Source organism: uncultured Thiodictyon sp., assembly GCA_903837595.1.
GTDB lineage: Bacteria > Pseudomonadota > Gammaproteobacteria > Chromatiales > Chromatiaceae > Thiodictyon.
In genome coordinates this window covers 1-1,732 of sequence record CAILVI010000271.1, presented here as the reverse complement: position 1 = coordinate 1,732, position 1,732 = coordinate 1, and the positions used below count along the sequence as shown (strand labels likewise).

The 1,732-nt window shown below is 66.1% G+C and carries 1 protein-coding gene and 1 pseudogene; both read right to left on the bottom strand.

Going from position 1 to position 1,732, the window contains the following annotated elements; translation table 11 throughout:
- A partial coding sequence (locus tag QZY44_RS15005; protein ID WP_295447588.1) for an IS4 family transposase occupies positions 1-1,255 on the bottom strand: 1,255 nt, incomplete at its 3' end.
- 247 nt (positions 1,256-1,502) lie between these two features.
- Positions 1,503-1,732, bottom strand: a pseudogene (locus QZY44_RS15000) (IS4 family transposase); the annotation flags it as partial.

The window sequence follows — 1,732 nt, the reverse complement described above, 5'->3', positions numbered from 1 at the left end:
GTCGTTTCAGCGCCCGGGGCTCGATCCGGCCGGGACGCAGACCGACACGCGGCTCCGCCATCAGGGCGAGCACGGCCGCCAGGTCGGACGCCGTGGCGAGGGCGTCGCGATAGTATTGCCACAGGGTCCACAGTTGTACGGCATGCTTGAAGCTGAGTTGGCGGGGAATCTGGTCGGCCAGCAGCGCCGACTGCGCCATCAGGAGACGGATCAGGTTGTAGGCGAGCAGGTAAATCCAGATCTCCTTCTCCACCATCGCCGGGGTTTTGCAGGAGAGGTATTCCATGCCGAGGGTGGTTTTGATGTTCCGCAGGTCGAGCTCGACGCTCCAGCGCCGCCGGTAGAGGGCGTTGATCGCCGGTTTCGGAGCGTCGTTGGGGCGCCGCAGGGTCGTGACCAGGATCTTGCCGCCGGCTGCCAGCTCGCGCACGGTCAGGGTGGCCGGCACGTCGGCGTAGTCGGCCGGACTCAGCCACTCGGGGCGCTCGGGCTTGTGCCACACGATGAGATGGTCGCGCGGCCCAAGCTTCTGACCAGCGGCGAAATTCGTGGTGCGCCGACGCGCGCCAAACTGCTCGAAGACCCCGTCGATACCACCCACGACCAGCGCGCATAACAGAAAATAGGTCGGAAAGAACGCGTCGCCCACCAGGACATCGCCCGCTTCCAGGTGCGGGAAGAGTTGGCGCAGCAACGTCTGCTCGTCGCTGCCCTTGCCCTCGCAGGGGGCGATCACTGCATCGCACAGGGCCGCACTGCCCAAGCTGATCAACCCCACCAGACGGCAGTGCGGAAACCCCAGTCCCGGCGCCTGGGGGGCGGGCTGCGGCCACCGGATCTGGTTGGCCCGGGTATCGGCCATCGACAGCGTCGTGCCGTCGACCAACCACACCCGCCGGTCCTGCCACCGCCAGTGGTTCGGGATCGCGTCCGACACCAACGCGCCGGTCTCACGGGCCAGCGTTCTGGGAATGTCCGTCGGCAGACGCTGGCGCGCCTTGCAGTAGCCGCCGGTGTCGCTGCTGCAGGGCGGCAGGTCCTGCGCCAGACGCCGGAGCGCCTCGCCATCGACGGCCTGTTGGCACGAACCGTCCGCCGACAGCGCCTGGGTGCAGAACATCGACAACACCTTCATGGGTGGAAACAAGCGGTTGCGGTGCGGTGGGGCCAGCGCGGCGGCACGCTCCAGCAACTGCGGGCCGGTCAGCAGGTCGAAGAAGGCGTCGGCATCGGGCGACTGCGTGCAGGTCTGCATCTGCCGTTGCACGGCTCTGGTCTGTGGTCCGCAATACATTGTGGCTGGCCCCTCGGGTGGCAGGTTGTTCGAGCGCAACCTTACAGCTTACCATCCAGGGCGGTCGACCCCCCGTTTTTCTATTTTTTCAGATGGTTGCGCTTAAGTCAGTGCCATTCGTGTCAGACCCGAATGGCACTGACTTAAGCGGATGCTCCATGTAAATCATCCTGTTACACGTGACGACTTGATGCATTTCCCGGCCCTTTCACTTCGCCTTCTTGGGGTGCCCATGGAGTCGGACGTCCTGCCGGGCCAGTGCCCGGGGCTCCATGAGCAGCGGGAAGTTACGCGGTCGTCGTTTCAGCGCCCGGGGCTCGATCCGGCCGGGACGCAGACCGACACGCGGCTCCGCCATCAGGGCGAGCACGGCCGCCAGGTCGGACGCCGTGGCGAGGGCGTCGCGATAGTATTGCCACAGGGTCCACAGTTGTACGG